We start from the raw sequence: 16,786 nt of genomic DNA on the forward strand, positions 1-16,786 counted from the left end.
GGGTGGCCGCGTCGATGAGGCGACCGGGCATTGTCGGCTCAGATGTTCGGGAACTCGAGGCTGTAGCCGATGCCGGACTGCGACGCCGAGGTGATCTTCACAGTGCCGTAGTGATTCTTGCCGGCAGCGGTGACGGTGCAGTTCTGTGAGCCGCTGTGGGAGAAGATCCGCAGGTCGGAGTAGCAGTCGACGTTGTCGACCGTGGTGCCCTGCTTGGCGTAGGCGTTCTTGATGTCCGCCTCGAGAACGTCGGCGGGGATCTTGCCGTTGCCGTCGGCGTCGAGTTCGACTCCGTCTTCGCCGATCCGCGGACCCTGGTAGCCGTTGTCGGTCGTGCCGCTCGACGACGATGATCCGCTCGAGGTGGAGTCGCTCGAGGACGACGATCCGGTGGACGACGAGCCGTTCGAGGTGGAGGAGCCACTCGCCGAGGAGGCGCTGGACGAATCCGTGGATCCGCCGCTGCCGGTGGTGCCGTTGTCCGTCGTGCCGTTATCGGTCGTTCCGGTCGAACCCGAACCGGTGGAGTCCGAGGCGGAGCCCGAATCCGATGCCGGTTCTTCGGCGGTCGTCTCGGTGCTCTCGGTCTGCTGGTCCTGCTGACCGTCCTGCTCCTGGCCCTGTTCCTGGCCCTGACCTTCCGGACCGAAGGTGATGTTCATATCGCAGGCCGAGAGAGTCAGGGTCGCGGCGAGAGCTCCGGCAACGGTGATGGTCTTGAGAAGTGTCTGTGCCTTCATGGTCTGCTCCTGGTCTCGTGTGCAAAAAGCTGTCGGTGTTTCGTACAAGACAAGCCTCTCAGCGAGGAGCCGTGACCTGGGCCGATTCGTGTTCGGATCCGGTGACGCATGTTCCAGGACGGACACATCGGCCTATTCTGGGACTGTGTTCGATGATCGGAGCCGAAGAGATTCGAGAAAACTTCGCCGGCGATGTCGAGAACACTCGTCCGGCTGCGTCCCAGACATGTCAGCGAGCACAACCCGTGCGAGCGACACGAGACAAGGAGACCATCATGGCCAAGTACCTCATGCTCAAGCACTATCGGATGTCGAGCGACCTCATGAACTACACCCCGATGGATCAGTGGAGTCCCGACGAGGTCGACGCACATATGGCGTACATGAACGCCTTCGCCGACAGACTCAAGGACTCCGGTGAATTCGTCGACTCCCAGGCACTCTCGCCCGAGGGCACCTTCGTCCGATCCGGCGGACCGGGCAAGCCTCCGGTCACCGACGGTCCCTTCCCCGAGACGAAGGACCTCATCGCCGGGTGGATGGTCATCGACGTCGAGAACTACGACCGAGCTCTCGAACTCGCCGGTGAGCTGTCCGCCGCACCGGGCAAGGGCGGAGAGCCGATCAACGAATGGCTCGAACTGCGTCCCTTCCTCGACCACGCACCCAGCGTGGACGAATGATCAGGGACGCGAACGGAGTCCGCGATGATCGATCCGGATCCCCTCGCCGAGGCGGAGCTGCGTGAGCTCGTCCCCGCCGCGATCGGCATCCTCGTCAGTCGTGGAGCAGACTTCGCGACCGCCGAGGACGCCGTTCAGGACGCGCTCATCGAAGCCCTGCGATCGTGGCCGGCCGACCTGCCCCGTGACCGGCGGGGCTGGCTCGTGACGGTGGCGTGGCGGAAGTTCCTCGACATCGTGCGATCTGAGGGATCGCGGATGAAACGCGAGGAACGGGTCATGGCCGCCACCCTCGCCGAGCCCGAAACCTCGGCCGAACCCGGGGCCGACGGCGTCCCGAACGCCGATGACACCCTCGACCTCTACATCCTCTGCGCCCATCCCGACCTCAGCCCCGCCTCGGCGGTGGCACTGACCCTGCGGGCGGTGGGCGGACTGACGACGAAGCAGATCGCCGAAGCCTATATGGTGCCCGAGTCGACGATGGCCCAGCGCATCAGCCGCGCCAAATCGACGATCGCAGGCTCCCGACTCAACCGACCCGGCGACCTGTCCTCGGTGCTCACCACCCTCTACCTCGTGTTCAACGAAGGCCACTCGGGCAAGGTCGACCTCGTCGCCGAGGCGATCCGACTGACCCGCAGCCTGCGGGCGATGATCGACTCCGCCGAGGTGGACGGACTGCTCGCCCTCATGCTCCTCCACCACGCCCGCCGCGAGGCCCGTTTCGGTCCCGACGGACGACTCATCGCCCTGACCGATCAGGACCGCACCCTGTGGGATCGACGGCTCATCATCGAGGGCATCGAGATCCTGCAGGCAGCCCTTGGTCGGGATGAACTCGGCCAATATCAGGCACAGGCTGCCATCGCGGCACTCCACGCCGACGCGCAGAACGTCGAGGACACCGACTGGGTGCAGATCGTTCAGTGGTACGACGAGCTGCTGGCCCTGCGAGATACCCCGATCGTGCGACTCAACCGTGCCGTGGCCGTCGGGGAAGCCGACGGCCCAGGGGCGGGCCTGACCGAACTGCGGGGACTGGACGAGAGCCTGCCGCGCTACTTCGCCGTCGAAGCGCACCTGCGCGAACGCGCAGGGGAGTCACAGCGGGCCGCCGAGCTCTACGCGCGGGCCGCCGAACGGGCCGGCAACCTCGCCGAACGCGACCATCTCAACCGGCAGGCGGCACGCGCACGGTCGGGGCAGGGCCACCGACCGTGACCGAGGTGACCGTGACGGCGGTGATCACGGTCTCGCTCGGCCGCCTCGGCGAGCGAGGTTGATCACTCCTGTCGGCAGAAGACATTCGCCAGCACCGATGGCGGACTACGATCGAAGGGAGCACTCAGCTCACCAACCCATGTCAGCGATCCCGTCACCGGGGTCCGTTCCCGATGTCGAAAGAGGCCGAACCCGTTTGAGCCACCTGCAGGAGTTCTTCCGCATCCCACCGGGCGAACGCGACCATATTCCCGCGTTCCGCATCGCCCTGGGAGTCGCCATCCCGCTTCTCGTGCTGCTCGGAATCGACCGCCTCGACCTCGCCGTCTATGCCGCCTTCGGCGCCTTCACCGGCATCTACGCGCGCTTCGAGTCCCCACGATCGCGGACCAGACGCCAGTCGATCGCTGCCGCCGTCCTCGTCGTCTGCGTGGGCATCGGCGCCCTGCTCAGCAGCCTCGGAGCTTCGGTCTGGGCGCTCGTCGTCATCACCTCACTCGTGTCCGGTGCGGGTGCGGCCATCGCCCTGCGCTTCCGGCTCAAACCCGGCGGGTCGATCTTCTTCATCTTCGCCACGGGAGCCGTCGGATCCATTCCGGGCGGCGCATCGGTGCCGGTGGCAATGGGTGTGGCGGCCGCCTCGGCGCTGGTGTGCATCGGTCTCGGAGCGTTCGCCCACTATGCCGGCGAACGCATGCCTCCGGAGAAGGAGACCTATGTGCGGGTCGGGCTGTCGCCGGTGGGCAAGGCTGATCTGGCAGCCCACGCCGCCCGATTCACGATCGCCCCGTTCATCGCCGGAGTTCTCGGCACCCTGCTCATCGATGTGCTCCCGCTTCTGTCACACAGCTATTGGGCGATGGTCGCAGCGGTCGCACCGATCACTCCGCCCGGTCGTTCGGCTCGTCTCAAGCGCGGCGTCCACCGGGTGGTCGGAACCCTGCTGGGCGTGATCGTCACAGCGTTCCTGCTGTCGTTCCCCACCGAGGCGTGGCAGCTGGTGGTGTGGGTGATCCTGCTGCAGTTCCTCGCCGAGATCTTCGTCCTGCGCAACTACTCGGTGGCTCTGCTCTTCATCACCCCGTTGGCCCTGCTCATGACCCAGATCGGCAGCCCCCACCCGGTTCCGGAGCTGTTGGCCTCGCGTGCCATCGAAACCGTCATCGGCGCCGTCGTCGGCATGGTCGTCGTCATCGTCGGCTTCAGCAGTGCGAAGAGGACGCGCGCTGAAATCGATGCCTCCCCGCATGCCGATGATGATGACTGACCTGGTCCTCGGCTGCCAGAACTTCTGCCACGCCGCCTGTGCGTCGGATATCATCGGCTCACCCCGACTCATCCATACTGCCCTCATGCTCAACCGAACCGGGAGCACATGATGACCACCAGCACCGAGGTGCTCGCCACCCTGGCCTCGCTCGAGGACGAGAAGATCCGCGCCGTCAACGCCCGCCACGGCGACGACCACGCGGTCAACCTGACGAAGCTGCGCGCCGTGGCGAAGGACCTGAAGAAGAACGATGAACTCGCCTCCGAACTGTGGGACTCCGGTGACACTGCGGCCCGCCTCGTCGCGATCCTCATCATGCGTCCGAAGGCCTGGAGCGAAGCACAGCTCGATGAGATGCTGCGTGACTCCCGTGTCCCGAAGGTCCACGGTTGGCTGGTCAGCTATATCGTCAAGAAATCACCCCACGCCGAGGCGCTGCGCCGGTCGTGGATGGACGATCCGGATCCCGTGGTCGCCTCCGCCGGGTGGGCGCTCACGAGCGAACGGGTGAACCGGAAACCCGAAGGCCTCGACCTGACCGGTCTGCTCGATGTGATCGAGGCCGAGATGTCCGATGCCCCAGAACGTCTGCAGTGGGCGATGAACGAGACGTTGTCCTATATCGGCATCGAGAACCCGGACCTGCGGAAACGTGCCATCGACATCGGTGAGCGCCTCGGCGTGCTCCGCGACTACCCGACCTCGCCCGGCTGCACCTCGCCCTTCGCCCCGACCTGGATCACGGAGATGGTGGCTCGGAAGTCAGCGGACTGAGCCGTCGGCGAGTCAGCCCAGCGTGCGGTGACGCCCGATCGGGAGCATGAGCGGCTGACCGGACACGGGGTCCTCGATGATCCGGTTCTCCAGTCCGAAGACATGATGGACGTTGTCCTCGGTGAGAACCTCGGCAGGCGTGCCCTGGGCATGGATGGTGCCGCCCGAGAGCATGACGAGCCGATCGCAGTAGCGGGCGGCGAGGTTGAGGTCGTGGAGGACCATGACGATCGTCACTCCGGAGCGCTGATTGAGCTCGGTGAGCAGATCGAGGACTTCGACCTGATGGTTGACGTCGAGGAAAGTCGTCGGTTCGTCGAGGAGCAGGATGTCGGTCTGCTGGGCAAGGGCCATCGCGATCCACACACGCTGTCGCTGACCTCCGGAGAGCTCGTCCACGGGCCGGTCGGCGAGCTCCGCGGTGCCGGTGGTGTCCAGGGCCTCGGCGACAGCGAGGTCGTCGGCGGCACTCCAGCGGGAGAAAGCTCCCTGATGCGGATGGCGACCTCGTCCGACGAGGTCGGCAACCGTGATGCCCTCCGGGGCGATCGGAGTCTGAGGGAGCAGGCCGAGGATGCGGGCGAGCTGCTTCGCCGGCATCGCATGCACCTGCCGACCGTCGAGGACAACCTGCCCCGCACGCGGGGTCAGCAGCCGAGACATCGATTTCAGCAGCGTGGACTTGCCGCAGGCATTGGCCCCGACGATGCCCGTGATGCCCCCGGACGGCAGGGCGAGGCTGAGGCCGGAGATGATATCGGCGTCCCCGTAGGACAGATGCAGACCCTCGGCCGCAAGCGAATGGTCCGTGGTCACAGGGAACCTCCCGAACGATTGATTCTGATGATGAGGTAGATGAGGTACGGGGCGCCGAGAACACCGGTGATGACACCGACCGGGTACCGAGTGCCGAGGGCGAACTGACCGATGAGATCGGCGACGAGAACGAGGAGTGCCCCGACGAGTCCCGCCGGTATGAGGAGTGAGGAACCCGGCCCGATGAGTCGGGCGGCGATCGGTCCGGAGAGGAAGGCGACGAAGGCCACCGGGCCGGCCGCAGCGGTGGCGAAGGCGATGAGTCCGACGGCGGTGACGATGACGAGGAGACGGGTGCGGGACACACGCACGCCGAGAGCCTCGGCGGTGTCGTCGCCGAGCTGCGTGATCGAGAGGTTCTTCGACTGGCCGAGGAGCAGCGGGGCCAGGATGACGAGCGCGATGAGCACCGGAATCACGGACTCCCAGTTCGCACCGTTGAGGCTGCCGGCCAACCAGCGCAGCGCCTCTTGGAGGTCCCATTGGGACGCCCGCGTCAGCTCCCAATTGATCAGGGCCGTCAGCATCGAGGAGATGCCGATGCCGACGAGTATGAGGCGGATTCCCGCGGCCCCGTTCTTATATGCGAGCAGATAGATGAGCAGCGCCACCGCGAGGCCGGCGACGATGGCGAAGATCGAGACGCCGGTGGTGCCGAGGCCGAGGGTGATGATTGCGAACACCGCGGCCGCCGATGCTCCCGAGCTGATGCCGATGATGTCGGGACTGGCCAGGGGATTGCGCAGCATCGTCTGGAACGTGACCCCGCCGAGTCCGAAGCTCAGCCCCACGGCCAGCGCCATCACGGCACGGGGCAGACGGAGACGGCCGACGGTGAAAGACGCCCCGGGGACCTGTTCGCCGGCGATGACACGGACGACCGTGTCGAAGGAATAGAAAGTCTGCCCGACCATGAGGCTGGCCAGGAAGGTCGCGACGATGAGCACGGAAAGGATCACGACGATGCTCGTCCAGTGCCTCGACCGCGCCCTGCGCAGGCTGACGACCGCCTCGGCAGTGGGGGTCAGTGGTGTGATACTCACAGGGATCGGACCTTCTGCCGGCGGACGATGGCGATGAAGAACGGAGCGCCGATGAGCGCGGTGAGGATGCCGACGTCAAGTTCGGCCGGTCGGGCGACGATGCGTCCGAGGATGTCGGAGGCAGTCAGCAGCCCGGCGCCGGTGACTGCCGAGAACGGGAGCAGCCACCGGTGGTCGAGGCCGATGAGCAGTCGGCAGGCATGGGGGATGACGAGTCCGAGGAAGCCGATGGGTCCGGCCACGGCGGTGGCGGCTCCGCAGAGGACGACGGCCCCGGCCGCGGACAGGGCTCGGGTGAGTCCCACATGCTGACCGAGACCCGCCGCGAGCTCGTCGCCGAGGGCGAGAGCGTTGAGCCCCGGACCACACCAGACGCTGACGAAGAAGCCGCCGATGAGGAAGGGCACGATGAGCAGGACGGAATCCATGGTGACTCCGCCGACCCCACCGATCTGCCAATCCCGTGCGAGATCGGAGATGTCACCGCGAGGGAGGACTACTGCGGAGATGAAAGAGGACAGGGCCGCTGCGGTGGCGGCTCCGGCCAGAGCGAGCTTGAGCGGTGTCGCCCCCTGCCGACCGAGGGACCCGATGGCGTAGACGAACACAGCGGTGACCGCCGCACCGGCGATGGCGAACCAGATATAGCCCTCAGCACTGGATAGGCCGAAGAAGGCGATGCCGATGACCACGGCCAAGGACGCCCCGGTATTGACGCCGAGGATGCCAGGGTCGGCCAGAGGATTGCGTGTCACACCCTGCATGACGGCTCCGGAGACGCCGAGAGCCGCGCCGACGCAGACGGCGAGCAGGGTGCGAGGTATGCGCTTGGCCACCGCAGCCTGGTCGAAGCCGGTCGCCGATCCGCCGTAGGCGGCCCACACGTCTTCGAGGCCGACATTGCGGGAGCCGATCATCGTCGAGGCGATCATGAGGACGACGACGAGTGCGAGCGCGGTGAGCATCCACAGGAAGCGGACGCGAGTCGACCGCCGCAGCCTGGCGGCGGTCGACACTGCAGTCGACGTGGCTGTCATCGAGATGGCGGCCTATTTCTGATTCGAGGCGGCCTCGTCGAGCTCGTCGAGGTAGTCGTCGAGGATGTACGAGATCGACAGCGGAGTCGGGTTGGCGGCGGTGCCCAAGGGCTGGTCGCCGGGCAGGTTGACGATCGCATCGTTCTTCACCGCAGGCATCTGGGACAGAAGCTCATCATCTTCCAAGGTCTTGACGAGCTTGTCGTCGCCGTAGGTGACGATGATGTCGACGTCATCGAAGACATCGGCTTGTTCGGCGCTGACCTGCGAGGAGAACTGGTCGGTCTCCTCCGAGGCCTTCGCGATGCTGGCGGGAGCCTTCATGCCTAGATCCTCGAAGAACATCGCACGGGTGTCGTGCGTGGTGTAGAAGTTGACCTCTGACAGATCGGATGGATCGACGTGAGTGAGGAACATCGTCGATTTGTCCTTGATCGCCGGATGCTCGGAGACTGCTGAGTCGATCTCCGACTCGAGGTCGGCGATGAGTTCCTCACCCTCGTTCTTCATACCGATCGCTTCACTGTTGATCTCGATCATCTCTCGCCATGGTGTGCCCCATGCGGTCTCCGGGTAGGCGACGACCGGTGCGATCTCTGACAACGTGTCGTAGTCTTCCTGGCTCAGACCGGAATATCCGGCGAGGATGACGTCGGGCTGGGTGTCCGCGACGGCTTCGAAGTCGATGCCGTCGGTCTCGTCGAACAGGGTCGGCGTCTCCGCGTCGAGCTCGTCGAGCTTGTCTTCGACCCAGGGGAGAACGCCGTTGCCGTCATCATCACCGAAGTCGGCGCTGGCCATACCGACAGGCACGACGCCGAGTGCCAGGGGCACTTCATGGTTGGCCCAGTTGACGGTGGCGACCCGTTCGGGCTTCGACTCGATCTTCGTCGTGCCGAGGGCGTGTTCGATGGTCACAGGCGCCCAGTCACCGTCACCGGCTTCGGCATCAGCGGAGGTCCCGGAGGATGAACAGGCGGAGAGCACGAGTGCTGCCGAAATGGCCACAGGCAGAGCGAAGGCACGGGATGGGCGGTTCATTTCTTCCTTTCGAAAGGTGTGTGGGGCACACCCGGAAAGGCCGGGAAGTAGGTTTGCCTAATCAATACATAGGTGTGCCTAATCAAAGTATCCGAGGAGGCGGTTCGGCGCAATCGAGCAATTGTGACACTCGGTTGCGTCAAACGGACAAATGTGACGATGAAGTCTCTGCTCGGAGATTCGCCGGTGTCGTCCCTGTGATCCGTCGGCACGCTGTGGTGAATGCGCTCGCCGAGGCATAACCCACGTCGGCAGCGGCATCAGGGATCTCGCAGCCGAGTCCGATCAGGGTGATCGCGCAGTGGATGCGGGCCGTCGTCACCCATCGGTTGAAACCCAAGCCGGTCTCCGCGGTGAAGGCGCGGGTGATGGTGCGCGGACTGGCTCCCAGGCGCGTCGCCCATTCCTGAAGAGTCGTCGGATCGCTGGGGTCATTGAACACGGTCTCGACGATCGGGGTCAGCAGCTCGGCGGTCGGTCGGTGGACGAGGACCTCGTGCTCTGCGGGGGACAGGACATCGAGGATCATCGCCTCGGTCAGCGCATAGGAATCGGTTCGGGGTTCGAGGGTCTGCAGCCGTGAGAGCAGAAGGCGCAGCAGCGGGTGGATGCTCACGGTGGTCGGCGCATTGCCCAGCGGTGGCTCGTCGACATCGAATTGTGCTGCTTTGACGACCACTCCGGCGGGAGTCCACCCGGAGTGCGGAATCCCGGCAGGGATCCACATCCCCAGAGGCGGCGTGATCGTCCAGGTTCGGGTGCCGATCGTCACCGTCCCCACGCCATCGTCTCGCCACAGGAGCTCATGTGTGGGGTGGGAGTGTTCGGACCAGTAGGTTTCGTGCTCCATGGTCTCCGCGGAACCGAGGATCTGCATCGGCAGACACACCTGTCCCGCTGAATAGCTGGGCAGGTGGCGTTCGGCCACGCGGCCCGAGGCCGTGGTTCGGGAGTCAAACTGTTTGATCGTGGAGGTCACTGATTCAGGATACGCGGACTCCTCATCCGGTGATCTCCGGGTGGCGGGTGTGGAAGTCCGTGACCTGCTGGAAGGCGTGACCGGCGGCGAGAACCAGGGGTTCGGTGAAGTCACCGCCGACGAACTGGGCTGCCAGGGGAGTGCCCCGTTCGGTGAACCCTGCGGGCAGAGTGATCGAGGGCATTCCGCAGTTGTCGATCGGTGCCGTCGGTATGGTCACCGCAGCGAACAGCTTCTGGTCGGAACCCAGGTTCGCCATCTGCGCGATCGTCGGTGAGCCGACGCCGATTCCCGGCAGCAGGAGCAGATCGATATCGGCCATGAGAGTGCGCATACGGCCGGTGAAGTCTCTCCGCGATTCGAGCAGCCGGTGATAGTCGATGGCGGAGAGTCCGCGCCCGATCTCGATGAGGCCGGACAGGTCGGGGCCGTATTCGTCCGCCCGGGCCGGATACGTCGCCGCGTGGACACCGGCGGTCTCGATCCCGCACAGAGCCGTCCATTCCTTGGCCGCGGCCTCAAAACCGGGAGTTTCGACCTCGAGCACCCGCCAGCCCAGGCCGGTCACCGTTTCGATGGTGTCTTCGAGCATCGCATTCGTCGCGGCGTCGAAGTGCTCTTCGGCCAGCTTGCGGTCGAAACCGACGACCGGGGCTTCGTCGACGCGCAGCGTATTGGGGTAGTCCGGTACCGATTCGAGCGACGAGGTGGGATCGGCCGGATCGTGGCCGGCGATGGCCCGCAGCACGATCGCGGCATCACGGGAGCTGCGGGTCATCGGCCCGATGTGGTCGAGGCTGGGAGCGAGTGCGAAGATGCCGTGGCGGGAGACTCGGCCCCAGGTCGGTTTGAGTCCCGTGACGCCATTGGCCGAGGACGGAAGGCGGATCGATCCGCCGGTGTCCGAGCCGAGCGAGGCGAAGCAGAGTCCGGCCGCAGTGGCCACACCTGACCCTGAGGAGGAGACTCCCGACCAGGTGTCGGCATCCCACGGGTTGACCGGGGTCGGCAGGTCGGGATGGTGACCGGTGAACGCTCCCTCGGTCAGCCGCAGTTTGCCGAGGACGACGGCTCCGGCGGTTCGCAGTCGAGCGACGACGGTGGCATCGAAATCTGGGCGGAAGTCCGCATGGATCGTGGTGCCCGCACCGGTCGGTGCATCGTGAGTGTTCGCAAGATCCTTCGCCGCCACGGGGACACCGTGCAGATCGCCGAGCCAGTTGCCGCGGGACAGGAGGGAATCGGCGCGGTCGGCCTCGGCGAGGGCCGATTCGGCCATGACCGTGGCGAAGGCCTGCAGTCGGGGCTCGAGGCTATCGATGCGTTCGAGCATCGCTTCGGTGACCTCACGCGAGGACAGCTGCCTGGTTCGGATGAGTGTCGAGACTTCGTGGAGCTCGAGGAACGGGATCTCGGTGCTCGTCGGTGTGGTCATCATGCCTCCCTGCATCGGTTTCCATCACCCTAGCCGATCTTCTCACCAGGGTGAACAGTCATCTACGGGGCTATTCTCCGGCCAGTTCCCGCAGTGCTTGGATGTGTGCCTCGAGACGTCTGCTCCCGTCTTTGCTGATCGAGACCCAGGTGCGCGGGCGTTTGCCCACGTACCCTTTCTTCACCTCGATCATTCCGGCCTTCTCGAGTGCGGTGATGTGCCGGGAGAGCACGGAATCGGAGACGCCGAGACTGTCGCGCAGCAGTTTGAACTCGGCCCTGTCCCGGCTCTTCAGGCTCGACACGATGCCGAGTCTCGTGGGGTTGTTGAGCTCCGGTTCGAGCCGGGACAGAGAGTCGCCGAGGTGGGGGATCGTCTCGTCTTCGGTGTGCGCGTCCTCTGGTTCGGTCGCGGAGTTCTGTTTCGCAGTCATCGTCGGTCCCTCCTCAGCGGCGCAGGGCCAACAGGGAGAAGACCGGGGCGGCGACCCACAGCAGTCCTGCGGCGATGAACGGGATCGGACCGCCGGCTGCGAACGAATCGGCCATGACGCCGGCGACGAAGGCGACGATGATGACGCCCAGCCATGTCAGCAGCAGGGCGGTGGAGCGGCGGCTCCAGGACAGGGCCTTGACGAGGTAGACGATCAGGGCAGGAATGATCCAGCTCAGTCCGGCTCCGGCGATCATGAGCTGAGTCGTGTTGTCGTCGATGATGCCGAAGGCCGTGAGCCCGACGGAGAGTCCGGCGGAGAGGACGAAGAGCAGTGTGACCAGCGGCCACGCATCTCCGCTGCGCGCCCGGGAGTGGTTCGCTTCGACCTGGCTGAGAAGATCTGCAGCCTGCTGCGGGGTGGGGTTCGCGTTCATGTCGATTCCTCTGATTGGGATTGCTCTGTGGAAGTGATTCCACAGTACCAACTACTTTCCATATTGGAAAGTACTTTCACCAAAAACTCCCCATTACTACCTGACGGCGGATCAGCAACCTCGCGCGAGGTTGCTGAGCCGCCGTCAGGTAGTAATTAGGGGGTGGAGGCGGCGACTGTGGCGGCCAGCTCCGTGGCCCGCTCCAAATGCTCCTCGGTGACTTCGCCGGTGAAGATGAGGGGGTCGAAGGCGAGCTTCCAACCCAGGCCGGTCGTGATCTGCTTCATCGCGGTTTCGGCACCGGTCGTGTCGTAGCCGCCGTGGATCCAGTAGGAGAACGGCCTGCCGGCGGTCGGCTCGCGCACCGCGTCATAGGTGGTGTCGAAGAAGTGCTTGAGGGCACCGGAGATATAGCCGAAGTTCGCGGTCGTGCCGAGCACATAGGCATCCGCGGCGAGCACATCAGCAAGACTTGCCTCCAGCGCCGGGCGGATGGTGACGTCGATGTCGCCGAGCTCGGGCATACGCAGCCCGGACTCGGCCGCCTCGGCGATCCGTACCGTCGCAGCGGACGGGGAATGATGAACGAGCAGAACGTTGACCATGGCCCCACCCTAGCCCCGGCCGGTGCCCTCCGTCAGCTGCCATGTCTACAGTGGAGCCATGGCAGTCATCTTCGACCCCCTGCGCGGACGTGTGCGTCCGGAAGCCAGCCACCCCGATGCCGCGATCATCGACGTGCTCACGAAGACCTATTCCGATGCGGACTGGGCGGTGCTCACCGGGGCGGGAATGAGCACGGATTCAGGCGTGCCCGACTACCGTGGACCGGATTCCCCGCCGCGGAAGCCGATGACGATCCAGACCTTCCTCTCCCACCCCGATCAGCGAGCCAGGTACTGGGCGCGGTCATGGATGGGCTGGCCGCGGATGCGCGGCACTCGCCCGAACCAAGCTCACCTCGCCCTGGCCGAGCTGTCCGTGGCCGGGATCATCACCCAGAACGTCGATGGACTCCATCAGGCCGCCGCCGAGGCGGTCGCCGCCGACCGTGCGACAGAGGCCGGAGCGCCGGCGCCGAGTCCCGTCATCGACCTCCACGGCAGCCTCGACCGGGTGATCTGCCTGAGCAACGGGCACCTGTTCGACCGCGACTGGGTACAGCGGAGACTGAGCGAACTCAACCCGGACTTCGCCGAGGAGGTCGGCATCGACCCCATCGACGTCGAAACCGCACCCGACGGCGACGTCGAACTCGAGGACACCGCCGGATTCGCAGTCCTCGACTGCCCCGAATGCGGTGGACTGCTCAAACCCGATGTCGTCTATTTCGGCGATTCCGTCCCGGCCGCCAGGGTCCAGGCAGCCAATCGGATCGCCGACGAGGCTGCCGGACTCGTGGTGCTCGGTTCCTCGCTCGCGGTGCTCTCCGGACTGCGGTTCGTCAGGATGGCTGCGAAGGAAGGCAAACCCGTCGTCATCGTCACCGACGGGCCGACCCGCGGAGACGAATTCGCCGACTTCCGGTCGATCTCCCGCGTCGCCGACTTCGTCACCGCGTGGGCAAGCCGGTGAGGAGATCAGGCTGCGATTCGGCCAGGCATCCAGGGGAGTCCAAGCCGGGAATGGAAGACTGAGAGTCATGAGAGACAATCTGGCTCGCGCCGAACGACTGCGCCTTGTCGACACAGCCCGCCGTGCCGGGGACGACGCACCCACCCTGTGTGAAGGGTGGACGGTCAGGGACCTTGCCACCCACCTCGTCATCCGCGAACGTCATCCCCGCGCTGCCGCGGGCATCTTCATGCCGAAGTTCTCCGACCGCCTGCAGGCGAAGGAAGACGAGTACGCCGAGATGCCGTTCAGCCGGCTGCTCGGACTCGTCGCCGCACCGCCGAAGTGGACCCCGGGCGCCCTGCCGGGAGTGGAGACGGTGATGAACACGACCGAGTTCCTCGTCCACCACGAAGACATCCGCCGCGCCGCGATCGAATGGATTCCGCGTCGGCTGTCGAAGGCGGAGACCGCGACCGTGTGGGCACAGACGAAAGTGGCCCTCCTGCCCTACGCGGCGAAGGCGAAGGGGCCCGTGACGATCGAAGCCCCGGGCTTCGGTACCCGCACAGCAGGGAAGAAGGGCAGCGGTGAGGCCACGACGATCACCGGGGCACCTCTCGAGCTGCTTCTCTATCTCATGGGACGAGAAGGCCACGCACTCGTCGACGTGCGCTGAACTTCGGGAAAACCCTATCCAGGTCGGGGGATTGGTCCCTGTCGGCGTCCGGTGACGTCTTCCTAGGCTGGTATCAACAGCCGATACCAAGGAGACCAGCACCATGAACGCAACACCCACCCCGACTCCCGATCAGTTCGACCAGACCTCCGCGGGACAGTACCCACGCCCGTCCGCCGGGCAGTACGAAGCACCGCAGAGCTACCCGACGCAGTACCGCAATGGCCAGCGCGCCGAGGAGGATCCGGGCAAGGTGCTCGGCATCGTCTCGCTCGTGGCGACCTTGTCGACCTTCCTCGGATTCAACTTCATCGGACCCGTCGTCGGCATCATCACCGGTCACATGGCGCGCAAGCGCTCACAGGAAGCAGGTTTCGGAGACAACGAGATGGGCAAATGGGGCTTCATCTTGGGCCTCGTCTTCCTCGGTCTCCTTGTCCTCGGATGGGCACTCGGAATCTCCTTCGGCATCGTCGGCGGCCTGGCCAGCCTCATGGCCGGCTGACCGCGACAAGAAGGCAACACCGACAGAGAAACCGCAGAGGGCCGACCCGTGTGGGTCGGCCCTCTGCCGATTTGAGAAGCCCGTGTCAGACGAATTCAGTATCCGACCCAGGCTCCGCGTTCCTGGTCGAGGACACGCGGGTGCAGCAGCGTCGAGGCTTCGACCTTGCCCACAGCCGCGCGATCACGGTCCGGTGGGAACGTTGTCGAGGCGGCGAGCACCTCGGCGGTGACGAATTTCAATCCGTCCGGAGCATCATCGGCCACGGTCACTTCGGGGCCCTCTCCGTCGAGATCGGCGAGGAAGTATCCCCAATCACCGAAGCTGGGGACATCGACGTGATAGGCAGTGGTCGACAGTCCCGCCTCGGCGACGGCCTCTCCGATGCCCCAAAAGGCCTCTGGGGCGAAATAGGGGGAGCCGGCCTGGACGACGAGGCGCGCCTCCGGGGACATCACCTGGCGGATGAGCCCGTAGAACTCGATGCTGTAGAGCTTCGAAGTCGCCACATCATCGGGGTCGGGAAGATCGGCGATGACCGCGTCATAGGCCGAATGCTTCGCCTCGCGCAGCCACGTGAAGGCATCGGCGGCGATCGTTGTCACCCGCGGATCGTCGAGCGAGTCGTCGTTGAACGCGGTGAAGTGCTCCGAGTTCTTCGCCAGTTCGAGGACCGCGGGGTCGAGGTCGACGAGCGTGACTGACTCGACGTCGGGATACTTGAGGATCTCGCGCACGGCCAATCCATCGCCGCCGCCGAGGACGAGGACGTTGCGCCGCGGACCGTTCAGCAGCGGATGGACGAGGCTTTCGTGATAGCGGTACTCATCGGCCGAGGCGAACTGCAGATCCCCGTTGAGGAACAGCCGCGTATCACCGGTCCTCTTCGCCTCGGTGAGCACGATCTCCTGGTAGTCCGACCGCTGCGAATACACGATCGGATCCCGGTAGAGACGCTGCCGGGTGGTGACTTCGATGTCGTCGGTATACACCCACACCACGGTGAGCCCGCCGAGGATGAGCACAAGCAGCGCTGCCAACATGAGTTGGGCGGCGCGGCTGAGTTCGGAGCGGAAGAGCCAGAGGACGATGAGGATGCCCACCAGCGCGTTCGTCATCCCCACGGCCAGTGCTCCGCGCGGCAGACCGAGCAGCGGCAGCAGGAGGAACGGGAAGGCGAGCCCGCCGATGAGTCCGCCCACATAGTCGGCGGCGAAGAGGTCGGCCACTGCGCTCGAGGCCTTCTGCGCGCGGATGCGTTGGACGAGCTCCATGAGCAGCGGGATCTCCGCGCCGATGAGCGCGCCGATGACGAACGCGAGGGCCACCATGGCCACCGTGTAGACGTCGGCGAACGCGAAGGCGAGGTAGAGCAGGATGACGGAGAGCCCGCCGATGATGCCCAGGGCCGCCTCGATGAGGGCGAAGGAGACCGCGGCGAACCCGGTCAGCCGCTTGGTCGCCAGCGAGCCCACACCCATGGCGAAGACCATGACGGCCAGGACGATGGAGGCCTGGACGATGGTGTCGCCGAGCAGATAGGACCCCAAGGCCACGAGCGCGAGCTCGTAGACCATTCCGCAGCTCGCGCAGATGAACACGGCGAGCAGGACGAAGAATCGGGCCGGCCCCGGACGCATCGGGAGGGTGATCGGTCGGGCCGCCTCGGTGGTGGTGCCGGAGCCGTCGTCAGCGGTGTTCAAAGGAGGGCTGCGGCCATGATGCCCGCGATGCCCAGGTGGGCGGTGGCGTTGACCCAGACCTCGGGGTGCATCTGTGGGGAGTTGATGATGTCGCCGGTCTTGCCCGGGGTGAGCAGGCCGATGAGCACGAAACTCACTCCCATGAGGATGATGCCGAGGATGCCGAAGACGAGAGTGGACAGGATGCCCGCGGCCAGGTCATCTGAGCTGGCGCGGATGGCTGCGATGACGATGATCGCGACTCCGGCCAGGTCGGAGGCGACGAGGACCGCGGCATTGCGCGACTTCTGCTCCCACAGGATGACGTGGAGCTTGCCCGGGGTGAGCAGGTCGACGACGAAGTAGCCGATGACCATGAGGAGGAGTCCGCAGCCCGCATAGGAGAGGACGACTCCGGTCTCGTAGATGAGGTAATTCAGGAGCATGTCTGCCTT

General features: G+C 65.5%; 19 protein-coding genes. 7 read left to right on the top strand and 12 right to left on the bottom strand.

Going from position 1 to position 16,786, the window contains the following annotated elements; genetic code table 11:
- Positions 1-38: 38 nt before the first annotated feature.
- Positions 39-740, bottom strand: a complete 702-nt coding sequence (locus tag ACOZ9V_RS04775; RefSeq protein WP_434594091.1) for a hypothetical protein — start codon at positions 738-740, stop codon at positions 39-41.
- 275 nt (positions 741-1,015) lie between these two features.
- On the opposite strand from ACOZ9V_RS04775, the gene ACOZ9V_RS04780 reads away from it, so the two are divergent.
- The 4 genes from ACOZ9V_RS04780 to ACOZ9V_RS04795 all read left to right on the top strand — a co-directional run bounded on the left by ACOZ9V_RS04780 (position 1,016) and on the right by ACOZ9V_RS04795 (position 4,691).
- A complete protein-coding gene (locus ACOZ9V_RS04780; protein ID WP_434594094.1) occupies positions 1,016-1,423 on the top strand; it encodes a YciI family protein in 408 nt (135 codons plus the stop codon).
- Positions 1,424-1,447: 24 nt separating this feature from the next.
- Positions 1,448-2,647 carry an RNA polymerase sigma factor gene (locus tag ACOZ9V_RS04785; RefSeq protein WP_434594097.1) on the top strand — a complete coding sequence of 400 codons (1,200 nt, stop codon included), beginning with the start codon at positions 1,448-1,450 and terminating at the stop codon, positions 2,645-2,647.
- A gap of 196 nt (positions 2,648-2,843) precedes the next feature.
- On the top strand, positions 2,844-3,914 hold the full coding sequence (locus ACOZ9V_RS04790) for an FUSC family protein (protein WP_434594100.1): 1,071 nt from the start codon (positions 2,844-2,846) through the stop codon (positions 3,912-3,914).
- Positions 3,915-4,025: 111 nt separating this feature from the next.
- On the top strand, positions 4,026-4,691 hold the full coding sequence (locus ACOZ9V_RS04795; protein ID WP_139907160.1) for a DNA alkylation repair protein: 666 nt from the start codon (positions 4,026-4,028) through the stop codon (positions 4,689-4,691).
- A gap of 12 nt (positions 4,692-4,703) precedes the next feature.
- Here the strand turns inward: ACOZ9V_RS04795 and ACOZ9V_RS04800 are convergent, their stop codons facing one another.
- From ACOZ9V_RS04800 to ACOZ9V_RS04840, 9 genes are all read right to left on the bottom strand, one after another.
- Complete coding sequence (locus tag ACOZ9V_RS04800; RefSeq protein WP_434594103.1) at positions 4,704-5,507, bottom strand: ABC transporter ATP-binding protein; 804 nt, start codon at positions 5,505-5,507, stop codon at positions 4,704-4,706.
- Entirely contained in the window at positions 5,504-6,550 is a 1,047-nt protein-coding gene (locus ACOZ9V_RS04805; protein WP_229664008.1) for a FecCD family ABC transporter permease, read from the bottom strand. The genes ACOZ9V_RS04800 and ACOZ9V_RS04805 overlap by 4 nt, the downstream gene beginning before the upstream one ends.
- Complete coding sequence (locus tag ACOZ9V_RS04810; RefSeq protein WP_181270954.1) at positions 6,547-7,587, bottom strand: FecCD family ABC transporter permease; 1,041 nt, start codon at positions 7,585-7,587, stop codon at positions 6,547-6,549. The genes ACOZ9V_RS04805 and ACOZ9V_RS04810 overlap by 4 nt, the downstream gene beginning before the upstream one ends.
- A gap of 12 nt (positions 7,588-7,599) precedes the next feature.
- Positions 7,600-8,628 (bottom strand): iron-siderophore ABC transporter substrate-binding protein, encoded by a 1,029-nt coding sequence (locus ACOZ9V_RS04815; RefSeq protein WP_181270953.1) that lies wholly within the window; start codon positions 8,626-8,628, stop codon positions 7,600-7,602.
- 139 nt (positions 8,629-8,767) lie between these two features.
- Positions 8,768-9,607: a helix-turn-helix domain-containing protein gene (locus ACOZ9V_RS04820; protein ID WP_229664007.1), complete on the bottom strand. Its 840-nt coding sequence runs from the start codon at positions 9,605-9,607 to the stop codon at positions 8,768-8,770.
- A gap of 22 nt (positions 9,608-9,629) precedes the next feature.
- Complete coding sequence (locus tag ACOZ9V_RS04825; protein ID WP_434594109.1) at positions 9,630-11,042, bottom strand: amidase; 1,413 nt, start codon at positions 11,040-11,042, stop codon at positions 9,630-9,632.
- 70 nt (positions 11,043-11,112) lie between these two features.
- Positions 11,113-11,475, bottom strand: a complete 363-nt coding sequence (locus tag ACOZ9V_RS04830) for a winged helix-turn-helix domain-containing protein (protein ID WP_434594112.1) — start codon at positions 11,473-11,475, stop codon at positions 11,113-11,115.
- 13 nt (positions 11,476-11,488) lie between these two features.
- Positions 11,489-11,911, bottom strand: a complete 423-nt coding sequence (locus ACOZ9V_RS04835; RefSeq protein WP_434594115.1) for a hypothetical protein — start codon at positions 11,909-11,911, stop codon at positions 11,489-11,491.
- A 155-nt stretch (positions 11,912-12,066) separates the two neighbouring features.
- Positions 12,067-12,516, bottom strand: a complete 450-nt coding sequence (locus tag ACOZ9V_RS04840; protein WP_434594118.1) for a flavodoxin family protein — start codon at positions 12,514-12,516, stop codon at positions 12,067-12,069.
- Positions 12,517-12,574: 58 nt separating this feature from the next.
- Between ACOZ9V_RS04840 and ACOZ9V_RS04845 the strand changes: the two genes are divergently transcribed.
- The 3 genes from ACOZ9V_RS04845 (at position 12,575) to ACOZ9V_RS04855 (ending at position 14,649) form a co-directional block, all read left to right on the top strand.
- A complete protein-coding gene (locus ACOZ9V_RS04845) occupies positions 12,575-13,486 on the top strand; it encodes a Sir2 family NAD-dependent protein deacetylase (protein ID WP_434594121.1) in 912 nt (303 codons plus the stop codon).
- 67 nt (positions 13,487-13,553) lie between these two features.
- The gene (locus ACOZ9V_RS04850; protein ID WP_139468730.1) at positions 13,554-14,144 is read left to right on the top strand and encodes a TIGR03085 family metal-binding protein; all 591 of its coding nucleotides are present in this window, start codon (positions 13,554-13,556) and stop codon (positions 14,142-14,144) included.
- Positions 14,145-14,247: 103 nt separating this feature from the next.
- Positions 14,248-14,649, top strand: coding sequence for a DUF4190 domain-containing protein (locus ACOZ9V_RS04855; protein WP_434594124.1), 402 nt, complete (start codon positions 14,248-14,250; stop codon positions 14,647-14,649).
- Positions 14,650-14,744: 95 nt separating this feature from the next.
- Here ACOZ9V_RS04855 and ACOZ9V_RS04860 read toward each other — a convergent pair whose 3' ends face one another.
- Both ACOZ9V_RS04860 and ACOZ9V_RS04865 read right to left on the bottom strand, forming a co-directional pair.
- The gene (locus tag ACOZ9V_RS04860) at positions 14,745-16,352 is read right to left on the bottom strand and encodes a polyamine aminopropyltransferase (protein ID WP_434594127.1); all 1,608 of its coding nucleotides are present in this window, start codon (positions 16,350-16,352) and stop codon (positions 14,745-14,747) included.
- Positions 16,349-16,777, bottom strand: a complete 429-nt coding sequence (locus ACOZ9V_RS04865; protein WP_052240077.1) for a DUF350 domain-containing protein — start codon at positions 16,775-16,777, stop codon at positions 16,349-16,351. The genes ACOZ9V_RS04860 and ACOZ9V_RS04865 overlap by 4 nt, the downstream gene beginning before the upstream one ends.
- Positions 16,778-16,786: the final 9 nt, after the last annotated feature.

Origin of the sequence: Brevibacterium sp. 1718 (assembly GCF_051131255.1) — a bacterium.
Taxonomy (GTDB): domain Bacteria; phylum Actinomycetota; class Actinomycetes; order Actinomycetales; family Brevibacteriaceae; genus Brevibacterium; species Brevibacterium sediminis.